The sequence below is a fragment of the Candidatus Bathyarchaeia archaeon genome (genome assembly GCA_038883335.1).
Taxonomy (GTDB): domain Archaea; phylum Thermoproteota; class Bathyarchaeia; order Hecatellales; family Hecatellaceae; genus JAVZMI01.
Genome location: JAVZMI010000001.1, coordinates 18,435 through 35,946 on the forward strand (window position 1 = coordinate 18,435; position 17,512 = coordinate 35,946).

The 17,512-nt window shown below is 48.1% G+C and carries 18 protein-coding genes; 5 read left to right on the forward strand and 13 right to left on the reverse strand.

All coding sequences use genetic code 11. The features are described from left to right. Nucleotides 1–5: 5 nt before the first annotated feature. The 7 genes from QXJ75_00100 to QXJ75_00130 all read right to left on the reverse strand — a co-directional run bounded on the left by QXJ75_00100 (nucleotide 6) and on the right by QXJ75_00130 (nucleotide 7,230). Complete coding sequence (locus QXJ75_00100) at nucleotides 6–1,148, reverse strand: FAD-binding oxidoreductase (protein MEM3736482.1); 1,143 nt, start codon at nucleotides 1,146–1,148, stop codon at nucleotides 6–8. After that, on the reverse strand, nucleotides 1,148–1,417 hold the full coding sequence (locus QXJ75_00105) for a (2Fe-2S)-binding protein (protein ID MEM3736483.1): 270 nt from the start codon (nucleotides 1,415–1,417) through the stop codon (nucleotides 1,148–1,150). The genes QXJ75_00100 and QXJ75_00105 overlap by 1 nt, the downstream gene beginning before the upstream one ends. Nucleotides 1,418–1,424: 7 nt before the next feature. Beyond that, nucleotides 1,425–1,904, reverse strand: coding sequence for a 4Fe-4S binding protein (locus QXJ75_00110; protein MEM3736484.1), 480 nt, complete (start codon nucleotides 1,902–1,904; stop codon nucleotides 1,425–1,427). Nucleotides 1,905–1,909: 5 nt separating this feature from the next. After that, a complete protein-coding gene (locus QXJ75_00115; GenBank protein ID MEM3736485.1) occupies nucleotides 1,910–3,514 on the reverse strand; it encodes an FAD-dependent oxidoreductase in 1,605 nt (534 codons plus the stop codon). Nucleotides 3,515–3,730: 216 nt separating this feature from the next. Then, entirely contained in the window at nucleotides 3,731–4,618 is an 888-nt protein-coding gene (locus tag QXJ75_00120) for a class I SAM-dependent methyltransferase family protein (protein ID MEM3736486.1), read from the reverse strand. A 102-nt stretch (nucleotides 4,619–4,720) separates the two neighbouring features. Then, entirely contained in the window at nucleotides 4,721–5,614 is an 894-nt protein-coding gene (locus QXJ75_00125; GenBank protein MEM3736487.1) for a hypothetical protein, read from the reverse strand. Next, complete coding sequence (locus QXJ75_00130; GenBank protein MEM3736488.1) at nucleotides 5,611–7,230, reverse strand: CTP synthase; 1,620 nt, start codon at nucleotides 7,228–7,230, stop codon at nucleotides 5,611–5,613. The genes QXJ75_00125 and QXJ75_00130 overlap by 4 nt, the downstream gene beginning before the upstream one ends. 124 nt (nucleotides 7,231–7,354) lie before the next feature. On the opposite strand from QXJ75_00130, the gene ade reads away from it, so the two are divergent. Genes ade through QXJ75_00145 form a run of 3 tightly spaced genes read left to right on the forward strand, consistent with a single transcriptional unit; the run spans nucleotide 7,355 to nucleotide 9,964 of the window. Continuing rightward, nucleotides 7,355–9,022, forward strand: coding sequence for an adenine deaminase (ade, locus tag QXJ75_00135; GenBank protein MEM3736489.1), 1,668 nt, complete (start codon nucleotides 7,355–7,357; stop codon nucleotides 9,020–9,022). Then, nucleotides 9,019–9,564 (forward strand): phosphoribosyltransferase, encoded by a 546-nt coding sequence (locus tag QXJ75_00140; GenBank protein ID MEM3736490.1) that lies wholly within the window; start codon nucleotides 9,019–9,021, stop codon nucleotides 9,562–9,564. Before ade ends, QXJ75_00140 begins: the two co-directional genes overlap by 4 nt. A 43-nt stretch (nucleotides 9,565–9,607) precedes the next feature. After that, nucleotides 9,608–9,964: a hypothetical protein gene (locus QXJ75_00145; protein ID MEM3736491.1), complete on the forward strand. Its 357-nt coding sequence runs from the start codon at nucleotides 9,608–9,610 to the stop codon at nucleotides 9,962–9,964. Between the two features lie 7 nt (nucleotides 9,965–9,971). Here QXJ75_00145 and QXJ75_00150 read toward each other — a convergent pair whose 3' ends face one another. From QXJ75_00150 to QXJ75_00160, 3 genes are all read right to left on the reverse strand, one after another. Next, complete coding sequence (locus QXJ75_00150) at nucleotides 9,972–10,754, reverse strand: S-methyl-5'-thioadenosine phosphorylase (GenBank protein MEM3736492.1); 783 nt, start codon at nucleotides 10,752–10,754, stop codon at nucleotides 9,972–9,974. A 50-nt stretch (nucleotides 10,755–10,804) separates the two neighbouring features. Further along, entirely contained in the window at nucleotides 10,805–11,506 is a 702-nt protein-coding gene (locus QXJ75_00155) for a TIGR00289 family protein (protein MEM3736493.1), read from the reverse strand. A gap of 216 nt (nucleotides 11,507–11,722) precedes the next feature. Beyond that, entirely contained in the window at nucleotides 11,723–12,160 is a 438-nt protein-coding gene (locus QXJ75_00160; GenBank protein MEM3736494.1) for a ferritin-like domain-containing protein, read from the reverse strand. Nucleotides 12,161–12,300: 140 nt separating this feature from the next. On the opposite strand from QXJ75_00160, the gene QXJ75_00165 reads away from it, so the two are divergent. Further along, a complete protein-coding gene (locus QXJ75_00165) occupies nucleotides 12,301–13,311 on the forward strand; it encodes an adenylosuccinate synthetase (GenBank protein MEM3736495.1) in 1,011 nt (336 codons plus the stop codon). 153 nt (nucleotides 13,312–13,464) lie between these two features. On the opposite strand, the gene QXJ75_00170 is transcribed toward QXJ75_00165, so the two are convergent. Continuing rightward, nucleotides 13,465–13,884: a hypothetical protein gene (locus tag QXJ75_00170; GenBank protein ID MEM3736496.1), complete on the reverse strand. Its 420-nt coding sequence runs from the start codon at nucleotides 13,882–13,884 to the stop codon at nucleotides 13,465–13,467. A gap of 62 nt (nucleotides 13,885–13,946) precedes the next feature. Here QXJ75_00170 and QXJ75_00175 point away from each other — a divergent pair, with 62 nt between their 5' ends. Beyond that, nucleotides 13,947–14,207, forward strand: coding sequence for a transcriptional regulator (locus QXJ75_00175; GenBank protein MEM3736497.1), 261 nt, complete (start codon nucleotides 13,947–13,949; stop codon nucleotides 14,205–14,207). Between the two features lie 10 nt (nucleotides 14,208–14,217). On the opposite strand, the gene QXJ75_00180 is transcribed toward QXJ75_00175, so the two are convergent. Continuing rightward, nucleotides 14,218–16,302, reverse strand: a complete 2,085-nt coding sequence (locus QXJ75_00180) for an SMC family ATPase (GenBank protein MEM3736498.1) — start codon at nucleotides 16,300–16,302, stop codon at nucleotides 14,218–14,220. Then, nucleotides 16,299–17,507, reverse strand: coding sequence for a DNA repair exonuclease (locus tag QXJ75_00185; GenBank protein ID MEM3736499.1), 1,209 nt, complete (start codon nucleotides 17,505–17,507; stop codon nucleotides 16,299–16,301). The genes QXJ75_00180 and QXJ75_00185 overlap by 4 nt, the downstream gene beginning before the upstream one ends. Nucleotides 17,508–17,512: the final 5 nt, after the last annotated feature.

The following is a 17,512-nucleotide window of genomic DNA, read 5'->3' on the forward strand; positions in this document are numbered from 1 at the left end:
GTGGCCTAATGGAAAACTGTATTCTCAGGTAGTAATCTGTCTTCCTTGAATCTGTTAAGGTTATAGGGCTCTATGGGGATGCTTGTCTTACCAGTCGTTATCCATTCTGCCACTAGCTTCCCAATAATAGGCGCCAAAGTGAAACCGTAACCATTGAAGCCATTGGCTTGGACAAACCCTTCAACCTCATCAACAGGGCCGATAATCGGGCTGCCGTCTGGGGTTACGTCGAAGTAGCCAACCCACTGGCGTATCATGTTAAGAAACTGCATCCGCGGTATGAGCTTGACTATCTTTTTGGAAAAGGCTTCAAGGAAGCTCAGACTGGATTGTAATGTTACATCGTGTAGCTTCTCGTCAACAGCCATTCCGCCCATCAATTCCCCCCTCAGAGTCTGAGTGAGGAAAAGGTGCTCATTCAACGAGAGGATTCTAGGATCTAGGAAATATTTCAGAGACTCGGTTACCATTGCCTCAACCCTACGTAGCTTGATCGGAAGTTCAATGCCAGCCATCTTTGCCACATCGCTAGAAAACATCCCCGCGGCATTGACGACTACTTCAGTCTCGACATCACCCCTATCAGTAATTACAGACCTAACCTTTCCGCCCTCCACCTCTATCGCTTTCACCTCCGTGTAGGTGTTTATCTCGACGCCAAGTCTTTTAGCGGCTCTTTCATATGCCCAGACGACAGCGTCGTGGTGAGCTTTGCAGTCAGTTGGGTCGTAGGAGGCATTAATTACAGCCTCTCCATTTATGCACGGGACTAGTTCCCTCACTTCCCCCGGAGTGAGGAGGCGACTGTTAACTCCTAATGAGTTCTGCGTTGCGACATTATCTCTAAGGATTCTAGCCTCCCTCTCCGTGGTTGCGATTATGAGGCCGCCCCCTCGCACATAAAGTATATTGAAGCTTAACTCCTTTGATAGGTTCTCGTAGATCTTTTTGCTCTCCTTGGCTAGGGCGATGTTCTCCTTCGCGCCGAGCTGGTCTGTAATGCCGCAGGCATTCCGAGTTGAGGCGCCGCTGCCCACATACCGTCTCTCTAAGACTGCAACCTTCTTCACGTCCCTTTTTGCTAAGTTGTAGGCTGTGGAGAGGCCTACTACACCACCCCCCACCACAACGACATCAGCCTTCCCCATCACTTCGACTCACCAGCCAAGGCTCCGATCAAAACAGGCCTATTTGGCGGCCTAGCAGTTGTTATACGCATCTCATCCATCTTAAGCCCCTTCTCAGCAGCCAAGATTCTGAGGAGGTGTAGCAGACAGAATTTCCCTTGGCATGGTCCTGTCGTAGCGCCGGTATAACGTTTTAGAGTCTCAATGTCGTCGAATCCCAGTCTTATGGCGTCTCTTATTTCATCTTCGCTTATGTCCTCACACAAGCAGACTACTTTCCTCTCTTTCATGCTCACCCTACTCCTCTATGAATCGCACCTCAAAACCTATTTTGGGATCTACCTCAACCGTCACGTAGGTTGATTTTGTCGTCCCCTTGAGCGTGAAGACCCTAACAACCTTTGCCTCGCCAATAACGTTACCCTCCCTATCTAGCGCCTTTACGAGGTCTCCACTCTTTAGTGAGGTTAGAAGCTCGTAGGGGATTGTGACGAGAATTTTCCCAGTCTCACTGAGTCCCATCATGAAGATAGCTAGACCTGGGCAGGCGTCCATACATTTAGAGCATCCTATACACTTCTCTAGATCAAGTCTTGGAACATCACATATGCGCTCCATCTTGACGGCTTTCTGCTGGCAAGCGTGGAGGCACGCATCACACGGTATACTTTGGGGGCACTCAATTACGGCAACCCACCCCCTCTTCAGCCTCTCGAGCGTAGGAGTGTCCAACAGCTCCTTAGAGGTGATGGCTCCTCGCTTCATGTATTCGCCCAATACAGTCACCTCTTGAGCTTGACCTTCTTCTTGCCTTCCATGATCCTCTCCCCTATGGGATTACGTCTGAAATCCTCCAAATCCTTCACGAACTTTGAGCGTAGCTGCTCCACCTCTTCGCCTCCTCTGGATAAGCTTAACACAGCTGAGAGACCCGCTATCCTCCCACCTAATATCGCGGCGGTGGCTTCTTCTACACCAGAGGTGTCACCAGCCACATAGAGGCCCTCCTGCGATGTCTCCATGAACTCGTTTTGGTAGGGAACTATCCCTCCAAGCTCAGGAACGTATCGAAGGTCGCAGCCAGCTTGGTACAGAAACTCGAAGCTTGGGCTGAGCCCGACGGCTACACAAATGAAGTCACATTCTACTCTCTTCTCGCTGCCTGCGATAGGCTTCCACTTCTCGTCAAGCTGGGCTACTACAGCACCCTCCACCTTCTCCCGTCCCAAAGCCCTTAGAATGGTGTGGCTTGTGTAGATTGGCACCTTCATCCTTCTGACCTTGGCTGCGTGGACAAAGTAGCCTCCTATCCTTGGCATAGCCTCCACAATCGCCGAGACTTTGACACCAGCCTGGAGAAGTTGGTAAGCTAAGATTAGTCCCACATTCCCAGCCCCAATTATCAAACCATTACTCCCAGGCCTTATTCCGTGAACATTCATTAAAGTCTGAACACCACCAGCCCCCATGATCCCTGGGAGGTCATTATTCTCGAAGATTAGTGTCCGCTCGTAGGCACCTGTCGCCACGACGATTCTCTTAGCTTTAACCTTCACGAGGCGCTCCTGGCAGAATCCGCTCTTCTGAACCACCCCTACAACTCTGCCGGGGTAGATCCCTATCGCCGTAGAGTTCAGAAGAACCTCAACTTTGCCAGCCTCCTTGAGGTCTCTCTCTAACATGCGGCCGATCTCGAAGCCCCTTGTCCCAGCGTAATACTCCTTCGACCCAAAGAAGCGGTGCGTCTGTTTAACGAGCTGCCCCCCCAAGGTAGGATTTTCATCTATTAGCACCACGTTCAGCCCTAATCTGGCACCGTAGATTGCAGCCGAGAGGCCGGCGGGGCCGCCGCCTATCACTGCAAGATCCGTCTCCCTAGATTCGGATTGTTGGAAGTTACCAGACGGTGTGTTCGGATTTGGGAATTCACCGAAGCCAACCGTCGACTTGATAACCTTCTGAATTAATCTCCACCCAAGCTTAGAGCCCGTTAACATGTGATATTGGGAACCAGCGTAGAGTAGAGGTTTGAACCTGTCAGCCAAGATAAGTATGTTCTCTAAAACCGATTTACGCGCCCTCTGCGTCTCGACGACCATTCCATCCTTCACCTGAGTCACGCAAGTCTTGACGTTAGGCACCCCATTTACCCGCATAAGGCAAGAAGAACACTTCCCTATGGCGCAGAAGAATCCCTTTGGCCTGTGATATTTCAAACTGTGGGTAAGTATCCTGACACCTTCGGCGTAGAGGGCTGCAGCTATAGGTTCGCCCTCATACGCTATTACCTCTCTACCATTGAAGGTTATCTTGACCTCTTTGCCTCTCTTGAAGGTTAGGATTGGGTGCTCTTTTATCCGGCTCTCCAAACCGTATCTACTCCGCATTTTTGTCGATGAGCAAACTTTTAATCATCCCCAATAAAAACTTGAAGATACTAATATATTCTTCCATTACTTTTCATTATAACACCAACTTTTGCAAGTTTTCATAAACCGCCTGAGCGACCGAGCCATAACCTCGCCCAATCCTTAAACTCTGCAGCCACCTCAAAGTTATCAACAGTATCATCTGCTACCTACCCAGCTTCTAAAATGGGCCCCCTAGCCTCTATGCCGTACAGATAATCCCTGACTTTTGCAGCATTTTATGTCAAGGGCGACCTGATACCAGCCTGGCCCCACAGATCTAACTGTTCTCCATCCTTCAAGCAAGGGTGTGCCTCCCAATCCACGTAGCTTAGAGATAACAGCTTCGATTAGAGGCTTTGGGTAGCTGTGAGAGTCACATGTCTTCACGAAGTCGTAGTAGTGGAGGGTGCCCCTTCCACCACTAAGAGCTGAGAGGGCCACATCTAAGTACTCATACGCTTTCTCGGGGAGGGGTAGAAGAACCCTGTCGGCGGGGCCAATTACATGTTGGGAGACTATCTCCTTAGCATCCCCTAGAATAGGGATTACCACGTCCTCAACCTTATTCAGCCTAATATTTTGATTTAGATATTCTATTGCGGTGGGGTTTAAATCAATCGAGTAAACCTTGGCTGGCTTGGCCAATTTTGCTATTAGGATGGAGAAGCAGCCTACGCCTGCGAACATGTTCAAGACGGTCTCTCCAGGTTTGACAAGCTCAGCCACACGTTTTCTCTCAAACTGGAGCCTCGGGGAGAAGTAAGCCTTAGTTAAATCTATCATAAACTGACAGCCATGCTCACGGTGAACAGTTTCAGTACGTCGCTCACCTGCCACCCAGCTGAGGCCTCGTAGGCGGAATTCCCCACGTACAGGACTTGTCTGCTTCAGGACGACTTTGATATGGCGGTTCCAGCTCATGATGGCTTCGGCGATCACACTCTGTTTTCCTGTTAGCGCCTCTGGGAGCTTCAATATGGCTATATCACCAATAATCTCGAGGGATGACCTTAAACAGTTCAGTTCTTCGAGTGTAAGTGTTCCTCTTAAGTAGTCCTTGAAGCTCCTCCTAGAGGGCATCATCTGCGTATCTGGAGTTTCACACTCTTAAGCACACTAAAAACTCAACGGTTGCTTGGTAGTGGAAGGAAATGGCGGTGTACTATCCGTCGTTTATTTTTTCTAGGGTGAGTCGCAGGTCTTCCGCCAGGGATCCCTCCTATAGAGTTCACTCCTCCTTGCTTCTAGCATATCCGGTGTGATGCCTATATACTCCGCCGCAGTGACAACTTTCACGCCTCTCTCAGCCCCAACCTTGAATACTTTCTCTACTCGTTCCCTCCAGTTGAGGTCTCTGAGCATGTGGTGATCCACCACCAATGTCTCCAACGGGCACACCTTCACGATCTTCACCATATTCTCAACCGAGGCTTCAAGGTCTTCGAAACTGTAACGGTAGCCTGCCATATAACTCATGGGGCCGTCGAGTATGAGAAGGTCTGGTTTATTTTGCAAGATGAATCTAACCTGATCCTTCTGGCTGGGGCCCTCTACGTCAGAGGAGTGTATGAACTTCACTCCTCCCTCATCCACCAGAACCTCAACCACATAGCCGAGCCTCGAACTAGTGCCATGGAAGACTGGCTGTGAAAACCTGATCAAGGTTCGCCCGAAAGTGAAATCGCATCCATCGCAATATGCCAGTTTGGCTGGAGGGAACTTCTTCAGCTGCCCAAGAAAATATGCAGCCCTGACTTTCTGGCTGTTGTTTATCTTCTCCGTCGGATGCTTGACTAATACAATTTTACCGCCGTAGACTTCCACATGGTCGTCTGGGTTATAATGGTCATAGTGGTAATGAGTGACTATTAGAACTTGGGTGCTTCTCGCCAACTCAACGATTTGTCTCCAATGTGAGGCGAGGCGGTCCCACTCGAGCTCGTGTGGCGGCAATCCATAACGCATCGGCCCCAAGGCTGCACCTGGGTCTATGAGTAACCTAGTATCCTTGGTCTCGACAAGGGTGCACATGCTTCGTGTGCCCAAGGAGTCGAATGCTATAGGAGTTACCTTCAAGGGGCTTTACCCCTACGCTGGGCCTCTAGGCATGCTTTGATCAGTCCCAGGTATATAGGGCTTGGTCTGCCTGGGCGGCTCTTGAACTCGGGGTGGAATTGCGTCCCCATGTGGAAGAGGTTCTTAGGGTGTTCGAAGATCTCGACCCTTCTGCCGCCGTCGCTACTCCCAGAGAAGACCAAGCCTCCACTCTCCAGTATTCTCCAATATTTTGGATTGACTTCGAACCTATGCCTATGCCTCTCAAGTACCCTATCCTCTCCATAGAGCTGGTGGGCTTTGGTCCCTGGCTTGATGTAAACCTCGTGGGCTCCGAGCCTCATAGTGCCACCCTTCTCCTTCAACTCCCTCTGCTCAGGCAATAGATCTATGACAGGGCTAGGCGTTTTAGGGTTGTTCTCGGTGCTGTTAGCCTCAGGGAGTTTACAGACGTTTCTGGAGAACTCCACCACAGCGAGCTGAAAACCGAAGCAGATGCCGAGGAAAGGAATATTGTTCTCCCTCACATATCTAATTGCCGCAATCTTACCTTCAGTCCCTCTAACGCCAAAACCAGGCGGGACAACTACACCATCGTAATTACTGAGCAACTTTAACTTCTCAGGATCATCTTCGAAGAGCTCTGTCTCAATCCAGTTAAGCTCTAACTTTACCATACAACTTGCAGCAGCATGTTTCAACGCCTCATTGATGCTGACATAGGCATCGGCGAGGTTAGCATATTTCCCGCAGAGAGCTACTGTGACCCTTCCTCGGGTCTCCCTGAATCCTCTCAAAATTTCGTCCCATTCCTCCCAACTGAAAGTTCTCTTCGGGAGAGCCAACCGCTCTTGGATATAGTCCCCCATACCCTGCCTATCGAAGATTATTGGAAGTTCGTAGATGTTGCTCAGCGTGGGCGAGCAGAAGACTCCTCTCTCCTCCACGCTGGAGAATAGGGCTATCTTTCTCCGAGCCTCAGGCTCTATCATCGTTATACACCTTGAAACTATCAAATCAGGCTGAATCCCTATCCTCCTCAACTCGTTAACACTATGTTGTAGCGGCTTAGTCTTCTGCTCTCCAGTAGTCTCAAGGACTGGAACTAGCGCAACGTGAACAAATAAAGTGTTGATGAAGCCTTCCTCTAACCTGAGTTGGCGAATTGCCTCTAGGAAGGGTAACCCTTCTATGTCGCCAGTAGTTCCACCAATCTCCGTCAACACAATATCCGCTTTCGTTCTTTCAGCCGTAGAGCGAATCCTCCGTTTAATCTCGTCTGTGACATGAGGGACGATCTGCACGCATCGTCCAAGATAGTCGCCACGCCTCTCCTTCTCGATCACAGCGCCGTAGACCTGCCCTGTTGTGATATAATGGTCCTTCCGCATATTGAGGTCTAGAAACCGTTCATACCAGCCGAGGTCTAGGTCAGTCTCGCCGCCGTCCTCCGTGACGAAAACCTCCCCGTGCATCAGGGGGTTCATCGTTCCAGCATCAACATTTACGTAGGGGTCTATCTTGATACCAGTCACATGGAAACCTCTTACCTGCAACATCTTCCCTATCGAGGCTACGGTAACACCCTTCCCCACACTAGATAGAACTCCGCCTGTCACAAAGATATACTTCGTCAAATGCCCGCTCACGTTTCTAGTAGTCTATATTTTAATGGTATATGAAAGTGACGCAGGTTAAATAACGGTGGCTAATTGAGGTTTATATATGTAAAGGTAGTGAACCTAAATCCACGCGACCAGTATGTTTGCATTAACCGGCAAGGTTGTAAACCTCTTCGACGGAAAAATCAGGATGGAGACCCTCTACGTTGAAGGCGAAAAAATTCAAGCCGTAGGGGACTTCGACCTCCAGGTTGACCGAAACTTGGATTACTCGGACTATTATCTCCTGCCGGGCTTTATGGATGCACACATCCATATTGAGAGTTCTATGCTTACACCAGCCAGCTTCGCCGAGCTAGCTCTCCCACATGGAACCACCTGCTTGGTATTCGAGCCCCATGAGGTAGCAAACGTTTGCGGCGTTAAGGGTATAGAGTACATGCTAAAAAATAAGACGCCACTGCGCCTCTTCTTCACGGCGCCTTCATGTGTACCAGCCACTTGCATGGAAACCTCTGGGTGCGAGCTTGGCGCCGAGGAAGTTAGAAACCTGCTGAAGCATCCACAATGTGTTGGTTTGGCTGAGGTAATGAGTTTCCCTGAGGTTATTCGAGGCAACCCGATGTTGCTTGAGAAGATTAGATTTGCTAAGGAACAGGGCAAGATTAGAGACGGTCATGCCCCCCAATTGAGGGGGCTTAATCTCTGTAAGTATATTGCAGCTGGAATCCAGTCTGACCATGAATGTTCAAGTCTCTATGAGGCTGCTGAGAAACTGAAACTTGGAATGCACATCATGATCAGGGAGGGATCCGCCGCCAAGAATCTTGAGGCTCTCATAAAGCTCGCATATGATGGGTGGAGGGATAGGTGTATGCTCGTCTCCGACGATCTCCATGTGGGTGATCTCATTGAAGACGGGCACCTTGATAGGATACTAAGAAAGGCTGTAACATTAGGCTTAGATCCCATCCAAGCCGTGAGGATGGTCACGCTAAACCCTGCGAGATATTTCGGCTTGGAGGGTTTGGGCGCCCTAGCTCCAGGCTGTTACGCGGACGTAGTTATTGTGAAGGATTTGAAGAGGTTTGAGGTTGAAGCTGTATTTGTAGGGGGTGTGCTCGTGGCAGAGAATGGTAAGCTTACAGGTCGGACTGAACCCACCCCCACCCCTCCTGAAGTCCTTTCAACTGTCAGGATAGGCAATCTCTCAGTAGAAGACTTGAAGCTCAAGAGTGAAAGCCGAGCTAAGGTTAGGGTAATAAGGCTCATCCCCAACGAGATCGTCACAGGAAGCGATGTCGCTCTACTCGAGGCTAGGGATGGCTTTCTCGTTCCTGACACTGAGCATGATGTCCTGCCGCTGGTTGTGGTTGAGAGGCATAGAATGTCTGGGAATCTGGGGAGAGGCTTCGTATCAGGCTTCGGCTTAAAGTCTGGGGCACTGGCTTCAACAGTCGCCCATGACTCTCACAACTGCATATGCATTGGTGCCTCATATGAGGACATGCTGGTAGCTGTGAATGAATTGAAAAAGATCGGTGGAGGTTTGGTAGCCGTTAGAGACGGGGCAGTTCTCGCTGAGGTTGAACTCCCAATAGCTGGCTTAATGAGCGATAAGTCCCCTCACCATATTAAGGAGGGGCTGTCGAGGCTCCACGCTGTAGCCAAAGAACTGGGCTGCCCGCTTCAATCCCCATTTATGGCTTTATCGTTCCTCTCATTACCTGTGATTCCTGAACTCAAACTCACAGACAAAGGACTTGTGGATGTGAACAATTTCAGGATGGTTGATTTATTCCTTTGAAACTTTTGAGGATGACCGCGGCTCAGACTCGAAGGTTATGTTTCATCATAGCTGAAAAGATGCGAAACGACGGTTTCTACCCAGAGCTGATAGTCTCCCCTCTGAGAGGCGGTGCTATTATAGGCAGATTTCTCTCGGACATCTTAGGCCAGCCAAAAATGGCAACCATAGCCTGCGAGTTCTATACTGGCATAAATGAAACCGCTGATAAGCCTAGGATAACTCAGAGGCTTTCCATACCCGTTGAGGGTAAAGTTGTGCTACTTGCTGATGATGTCTCGGATCGGGGTGACACCCTCCAAGCCTGCTATCGGCACATAAAAAGGAGAAAGCCAGAGTTACTGAAGACTGCAGTTTTATTTGTTAAGCCTTGGAGCAAGTTCATCCCAGACTATTACGCAACTAAGACTGATAAATGGATCGTATTCCTCGGCGAGGAATATGAGACTATAAGAAAGCTCCACGAGAAGAATGATACTGAAACTCTGAGGGAGTACTTCACCGAGAAAGAAATTAGAGAGGCTCTAAAGTTTCGCAAGTAAAGGCGCAAAAAAGCTCCAGCTTAAATGTTTCTTCGGTGAGTCCGTGGACTTGGAAATTGAAGCTGGGATAGTGAAAGTTGCGGAACTACTCAGGTCTGTTGGATTCACGAGCGTAGAATCTTCATTTTGCGGGAAGCTTCAAGCTAAGCAGAAGAAGGGTTTGGGTAGGCTTCACATACTTGGTCTGGAGGTAGGTGGCGGTAAGGTATACGTGGATGTACACTGGGATTCCCCAGTACATCTAGCATTCTTGGGAGTGGACTACTCGAAAAGGCCGAGGGATATATGCAATAAAATCTTAGATCAAGCTTCAACCTCAGAAGTAAAGGCGAGAGTAACCGGTGGTTCAAACTGGTTTAATCGGAGAAACAAGGCGATACTCAGAGGAATAAGGGTTTAACTACTCTTTAGAGTCTACTAGATTTAAGAGCTGTTGAGCAAGGGCATCTTCTCACCGTTGGGATCTCTGGGATTATCTTGTAGATTAGCTTTCTGACCTTCTCTATATTCTCAGAGAAAACTTTGCTAACTACCTCGGCGCTTACGGGCTCCTCCCTCCAAACATCATAATCTGTAACCAGCGAGATGTTGACATAGCACATCTCCAACTCTCTTGCCAGCACTACCTCCGGGTACTGTGTCATATTGATAACATCCCACCCTTGGCTCTTGAACCAGAGGCTCTCAGCCTTGGTGCTGAATCTAGGCCCCTGAATCACAACGACCACGCCCCTCGGGTGTACTTTCAGCGCTAATGCCTCTGCACAATTGATGACGATGCTCCTTAACTCTGGGCAGTAAGGTTCCGACGTTGATATGTGAGTTGCCACCGGGCCGTCATAGAATGTATCCTTCCTGCCACGGGTTCTGTCTACAAATTGGTCACATACGACTATGTCGCCTGGTTTTATGTGAGGCTGGAGGCTTCCGGTCGAACATGGTGCAATTATCCTCCTCACACCCAAGCTTTTCATAGCCCAGAGATTAGCTCTGTAGGGGATAGTGTGAGGTGGGTGCTGGTGGCGTCGTCCGTGTCTGGGTAGGAACGCAACCCTTCTGCCTTCTATCTCCCCCACAGAGATTATATCTGAAGGTGGGCCATAGGGTGTGTCTACCTTAACTTCCTCAACCGCGCTGAGGAGATCGTAGAGGCCTGAACCGCCGAAGACTCCTATCTCGGCTTCAGCCACTCTGGACACCTCCATACATTAATTAACACTCATCTAGGTAGCGGTTGGACTTATAAGCAGTTGCTGCCGTTATAATGCCCCTTTGGGTGTAGGGTAGCCTCTTTCACGGTTAGATAGCCTGAGTCGATACGCCAAACCTTATCGATCCCCCCGATGTGTAGCCTTCTACGAAAGAGGGGGCAGTCGAGAACGAGGGTTTCTCCTTCTCCTCCCTCGAAGGAGATGTGAACTCCATAGATTCTATTCAAACGTTTCAGGTCCTCTATAGCTTCACTATCCAGCCTCCTGCCAAGCCAGTCAGCAGTGAGGCCTTGAGCTGCGACGGCTGTGAATATTATTTCGAATCCATTCTCCAACATCTCCCTAAGGAGGATTTCAGGATCTCTATGCCATAGGGGGTTCAGACTCTTCAGGTCTAGCTCCCTGCAGACGCGGTCAATTCGGCTTCGTTGATACTCGCTCGCGATGGCACCTGAAACCACAGCCTCAAAACTTAGCCTGCATCTCAGTTCCTCTAACGCTCTTTTAAGATCTTCGAGTTCCAGCTCCTTAACTCCCTCAGTCGACACGTGGATGCTAGGTAATCCCATAGCCTCCGCTTGGAGTTTAGTTAACTCTATGCAAGGGTAGTGGAACATCCAGCTGTCCCAACACTGGGGTATCACGGTTAGAAGCCCTGAGATTTCGTGACCTAACCTTTGAGCTTCGTAAAGTGCAAAAGTTGAGTCCTTGCCGCCGGAGAATAGACCTATGACTCTAAATGCTAACTCCCCCTAGCCGTCACATGATTTAAAACTGTCCGTCCATGTAAATTTACGTCTTCAGTTGAATAAGTCTTGTGAAGGAGGTCGCATAGGCTAAGTTTTAAAGGCTTAGACGCAATGAGATAAATTTTATCTTGGAATAAACCTCAAAAAATAAATGAAGAAGAGGGTTTCTCTTTTCTTGTCTGCTCACTCTTCCAATATTTAGGTTTTTATTAGAAGTTTCAACTCCGCTATGTGTTCTTGTTCATCTATTAACACATGCCTAATCTTATGCTCCAACTGGAAGAATTCATACTTTACCTCGTCCTTCATCTCTTTTATCTTTTCTAAGATCCCCATGTAAACATCCACCGCATGTTTCTCATCTTTCAGATTTACTTCCAAAATCTCGTCTACCGTTTTTGCTTGGTGTGTCTCTGCCATGCCCATAGAAGGTACTCCACCTAGGTAGCTTCCAATTAGCTCTCTAAACATATCTTCATGTTTCTTCTCATCTTCAGCTATCTCTTTTAACCTCTCAATTAAAGGCTCTGCATTTATTCCGCTAACTTGTTCAGCATGAGCAAGATACTGTACTCGCGCTGCATGTTCTAACTCTAGAGCATGGTTGAGCATTTGTATGAGTTCTTCTCTCGTCATCACAATACCTCCACTCTAAACGATAGAATATATATTTAGAATCGCCTATTATTTAAATTGTTCCCAAAAATAAATGAAAATAAGCATTATTACGCAAAAAGATTTATTCTAGTAACAGTTTGGAGACTTAGGTGGTAACGTTGCCGTGCACAGTTGTCGTAGGTGGCTTCTGGGGTGACGAGGGTAAGGGCAAGATAATCTCGTACCTGGCTCTTAAGGACCAGATTCACATTGGAGCTCGTGGGGGCGTGGGCCCCAACGCCGGCCACACAGTCTCCTACCAAGGTAAAATCTTCAAATTAAGAATGCTTCCAACAACCTTCCTTTACGAGAGGTGCCTTCTCCGCCTAGGCGCAGGGGTCCTAGTTAATCCCAAAATACTCTTTGAAGAGATGAAGCTAACTGGCACTGAGGCGAGAGTAGGTTTGGATCCTAACTGCGCTATAATCGAGGATAAGCATATCGAGGCTGACGTACACTCGGATCACCTCTCCAAGAAGATAGGCACTACAGGGACCGGAACGGGTCCCTGTAACGCTGACAGAGTTCAGAGGACAGCTAAGATCGCGAGGGATATACCTGATCTCTCAAGATTCTTAGTAGATGTCTCCCATGAAGTCAACGAAGCGATAGATAGCGGGCGGCCAGTCCTTTTAGAGGGTACACAAGGTACCTTCCTATCACTCTACCACGGGACATATCCCTACTGTACCTCCAAGGATGTGACAGCCGCCTCTATATGTAGCGACGTAGGTGTGGGACCGAGAAAGGTAGATGAGGTATTAGTAGTATTCAAGGCGTATGTCACGAGGGTTGGTGAAGGTTTCCTCCCTAATGAGCTACCTGAAGAGGAGGCTAGGAGGAGAGGATGGCTTGAAGTTGCCACGGTGACTGGGAGGACTAGGAGGGCAGCACCATTTAACTTCGAATTAGCCAAGAAAGCGGTTGAGCTTAATAGCGCCTCACAGCTAGCTGTGACTAAACTTGACGTAGTCTATCCTGAATGCAGAGGTTTAAGAGAATATAGCCAACTCACGAAAGAAGCACGGCGGTTTATAGAGATGATCGAAGAAGCAACTAAAGTTCCAGTTACCCTGATAGGGACAGGTCCAGACATCAACGACATTATTGACTTGAGAAAGCCACTTTGAATATGAAAGTCTGAAACATGTATGAGCTTGGTTTAAAACGTGTATTTTATGGCCGCTAGCCGTGGATATTCTGGCGGGGAACACTGCTCAGCACAGGAGTCGTTTAAGTTAAGTGTATCGTGGATTTTTTTACTTGAGTCATGTATTCTGAGCTTAATGTAACCGTTGCGTATGAGGCTTTCTCGTACCGTCGGGATTCTGCAATTCGCTTTTCTCTATTTCTCTTTGCGTCAAGATGAGAATCCTTCGAGCCAGCCAGAGTGTCCGCAGTACGTTCTCAGTCTTTCCAGTCTCCAAGTTTTTTATTGTTTCTTTCAAAAGTCCTTGTACTTTAAGAATTGCAAACTCGAAATCTAACTTCTCCCCGAGCGCATCATCAGCTGGCTCGTAGGTTGAGGTGCAGTCCAACTCCAACAGGAAGAGCGCATACTCAACTTCTGAGGAGGCATACCACACTTCGACCTCGGCCTTTTCGAAGTCTTTTTGAGCGTAATGTTCTAATGCACCCCCGAGATGATTAACAGCTAATCCTAGAGCTGGTGATACTTTACTTGTGAACGTAGTTTTCTGCATTTTTCCAACTCCTGAAACTTATATATTTGAAGTTAATAGTAAAGAGAATTAAGGTGAGATGTGTGAACGACAGGTTTCTAGGCGCAGTGTTGCTAGTAGGAGGTATTTTGGCATTCTTAGGGTATTTAGCCTTGCTGTTTACATGGTTCGAGATAGCCGTTATCGTGGTAATGGTGACACTTGTGGGTGCTGTATGTTTTATACTCGCCTGGATAGGATACACTCTATTAACTACACCCGCACCTACACAATTAGAGGCACCCACCACATCCTCAACCCCAGCCACCGGCACAGAGGAGAAGACCGCTCAACCTTCAGGCTAAGCTTCCAGTCCTATATCTTCTTTATTTTACTCACGCCACCCACTTTCTCTACAAGAAACTTCACCGGAGCCTTCTCAGCAAGTTCCGTAGAGTGGGTAACAATTATAATCTGGCTTATATTCTTCAGCCCAGATATTGCCGCTGAGAGTGCCTCTATGCTTCCATCCTCGCTCCCCAGAGATTCGGTTGGCTCATCAAGGATTAAAATGTCGAGACAATGACCAGTTCTGGCTTCGGTTACCAGTTGCCCTAAACCAATCCTGTAGGCAAGGGCTAACCATGTTCTTTCACCCCCAGATATGAAGCTGGCATCCCGTATATGTCCAGCCGCTTCAGTGATAACGGGTGTATACTCGTTGTCAATAGTTAGGTGGAAGTTTCGTCCCGATTCGGCCATTAATGCATCAAGTTCTGACTGCACAGTATTTCTTAGCCCTTCGATGTATATGCTCCGTAGTGTTGGGGTGACATCCTTGTAAAGATTCCTTAGCTCCTTTACGAGCTTTACTATCTTCTCGACGTTTCCTTTCCTCTTCAGCTTCTCCTCAGCATTCCTGAGTCTCTTCTCGAGAGCTTCTAGGATAGTTCTTTTATCGCCAATTCTCCTCTCTTGGGACTGAATTCGCTCCACATACCACCTATACTTTAGGAGTGCATCTTCCCTAACTTTTCTGGCAGACTCGAGTGCTTCGATATTAAACCCAGCTATTCTGCTTTCAATAGATTTAAGCTCTAAAAGTTTTTCTCTGAGCGAGGTTTCCCTCTCTTCCACCTCGGTTTTTAACTCTGCCTCTCTGCGTTGGGCTGCTTCCAGATTTTCCTTGCAACTCCTAATTTGCATACCCAAATTTGTGATTTCGTTCATGGTTTCCTTGAAAGCATTGTATTGGGTTTCAAGTTTTTTCAGCTCCTGACTCAGTAGAGAAGTCTGCTGTTCGTAATCGTATATCTCACGCTTCAACTCCTCTGAGAGCTGATCTCTATAAGTGTATTCTAGAGCCCTACGGCATAATGGGCATACACTACTATCTTGAAGGGCTTGGAGGGTTGCCTTACTCTTCCTCTCCGCTGTTTGGAATTCAGTCATCCGCCGCCTAACATCAACTATTTTAGCCTCCAATTCGCCGGCAAGATGCGTCAGATCCTCCATAGTCTCCCATTTAGTAGCGCCAAGCGATGCCAATCTTTTTATAGATCCGCCCTCAAGCTCGCCTAATTCATACAGCGAGTCCTTGATCCTCTTTACCTCTTGGGTTGCGTGAGTCAACTTAGTTTTCATAAGCTCTAAGGAAGCCTTGTTCTCAGCTATGCTAGCTGTAAGGGCAGATCTCTCCCTTGCCAACTCTGCAATTTGTTTCTCCTCGATCTCCAACTCCTTGAGCCTTGACTCAGCATCAAGGAGCTGCTTCTCCGCTGAACCTAAATCTATCTTCAATGTCTCAAGTTCGATCTGAAGATTCATTATTTCAATGGACAGCTCAGAATATTGCTTCTTCAAGTCTGCAATCCCTAGGACATCAGGGTCGCTCCCCAGAGTGTCCCTGACAGCCTCATATCCGCGCTGGTAGGGGAGGAGTTTATCCCAAGCCTTCTGGAAGTCCGACAGCCCGAAAATCTCATCGAGGATTCTCTGTCTCTCAGCTGGAGTTTTTATGAGGAGATCTTTGAGTTTCTCCTGTTGAATCCACACAAACTCCTCGAATACTCTCTTGTCGAGTCCCGTCAACTCCCGTAACTGTTCTTGAACAGCACCAGCTTTCCCCCAGGCTATCAGTTCGTCATCTTGGTAGAAGCGAAGTTCGCCCATGTCTTGGCTTATTCCGCCTCGTTCCCTTCGAAGCGTCCTTGTTATCTTGTAGATCTTCCCCACATGTTCAAATTCGAGATAGACCTTGCCTGTATTCTCGCCTTCTCTGATGAGGTAGTCGTAGGATCGGTGAAGAGGCTCTCCGAATAGGGCGAAGTGAAGTGCGTAAAGGAGTGAGGATTTACCAGCACCCACCCCACCAACCACACAGTTGAAACCCTCTTCAAACACGATCTCAGAGAAGACGTGTGATCTTATATTCGCGATACGGAGTTTTCGTAGTATCAATTTTCAATAACGCCCTCAAGTATCGCTTTAACCTTTGGCTCCTCACCACTCAACAGAGGCTCCAGAAGGTCTATCGCGCATGTGGCAATTTTTTTCCCCTCCTCTTCACCCATCCGCTTCGAGAAGGCATCTAAGAAATAATTATAAGCGAGGGTTTTCAACTCACGTGTCTCCCTGAGCTTTAAGGTTTTCTCCGCGGCAACTTCAATTAACTGGTTCAAAACCTTGACATATAGAGCCTTTTTCGGTATCGAGATAATCTTCGGAATATCTATTTGGCTCCTCTTCGCACTGGTTGGGAGTAGTCCCCTCAGAATAAGGATAATAACATCTCCCTCTCCGTCGTTCTCCGCAAGGAGGCGGCAAGCCTCTTCTGTTATCTTGTCCGGAAGCATACCTGAGAATTCTTTCTCTAATACTCTAAACGGCCTAGCGGACTCGTTCTTAATTCTCTCAACCTCTGGGGCTGTTTCGCGGTTACTGACCATCACATGGAAGAAGCCCTTCTCTGTATAGGCTTCATCATAAGATGTGGTCTCTAGGCAGCCGGGGTAAGCGAGAACTCCGCCCTTAAAGCTACAGCATACCGGCACATGCAGGTGGCCGCCAGCATAGTACTGGAAACCTTCCGGTATCTGGTCAACCCTTATCTCGGGTTGGATGCTCAATCTTAAGGAGGGAATTTTATCCACTGTTCCATGAAAGGCGAATATGTTAAAGAGGTCTGGGTGGGGTTTTGGCGGGGCTTTCTCATAATATTGGGGGAGCTTTTCATCCGCTTCCCTCAGTGAGCGGAAGTTTCGCAACCCATAAACATAACACTCATCATTACGCCAACATGCTCCCTCCAGTTTCGGCAGATAAATGATTAAACCCGCATTATGCAACGGTATAAGAATAGTCCCAGTTATTACGTTCGGTTCCATGTCATGCGAACCCTCAACGGCGAGGACTGGTATGCCTGCCTCTCTGAGTTTCCTCAACACCCGCACAGCTGTAGCAAGAGTTGTGTTGGGTGGTCTGGGATTGTCAAACATGTCTCCCGAAATAATCACGAAACTAGGCTTCAATTTGAGAATCTTCTCTGCCGCTTCAATGAAGGCTTTTGAGAAGTCCTCTCGTCTCTCTATAAGATTGTATTGAGTATAACCAAGATGTAAATCAGCTAAATGAACAAAGCTGAAGGATCTCAGCGCGGAGCACACCCTCC